The organism is Psychrobacter sp. 1Y4 (genome assembly GCF_051847555.1).
Map to the genome: position 1 here is coordinate 1 of NZ_JBPYDE010000606.1, position 680 is coordinate 680.

Consider the following 680-nt stretch of genomic DNA (forward strand, 5'->3'; position numbering starts at 1 on the left):
AGTGCTCCGCTTACGATCAGGTGCATTGTTTTGCACCTTGGCGTTAATAGTCGCCTCTTGATTGTTTTGAGTCTGATTTTCAGACGTCTCTACCGTACCCTTTTTATTGTCACCTTTCTGCTCAGTATTTTTTTCACTGTTACTAGGCTTGTTGGCAGTTTGCTGAGTAGCGTGATCTTTTGTGCTCTCGTTCTTTGCCGTGCCATTTGTTGAGCGCTGTTTATCGCTAGACTGAGGCTTAGCAGGCGAGGACTTGCTATCATCTAAAGATAAGTGCACAACTTCTGACGCCTTTAGCTTGGTCGGTGCTTCATTGACTTGCAGCACGACTTCGTTAGGGTCCTGACTACGACGTGTGCCAGATTGGTTTTTACCATTGGCATCGTCGTTATTTTTACCATTTTGCTGCTTGTTTTGCTTAACATCGTCAGCCGTTAGCGTCTCACCGCGCTCTAGCTTTCCGCGTGAGCCGCGTTGGCTATGCGATTTACGCTTAGCACGGACTTGCTCATCAGCTTTTTGGCCAGTTTCGTTATCAGCGTCATTACTATCATTTGCTTTTTGGTTATTGTCTTGACGATTGCTGCTGTCTTGACGGTTATTACGATTGCGATCGTTCGTGCGTCTGTTTTCCTGTTGACGCTTATCTTGCTGTTGTTGGCCTTGCGTGTCAGACGACT

1 pseudogene is annotated in these 680 nt (G+C 46.5%); it reads right to left on the reverse strand.

Features of this window, described 5'->3' with window-relative positions:
* A pseudogene (locus ACS8FC_RS17850) lies at positions 1-680 on the reverse strand (Rne/Rng family ribonuclease); the annotation flags it as partial.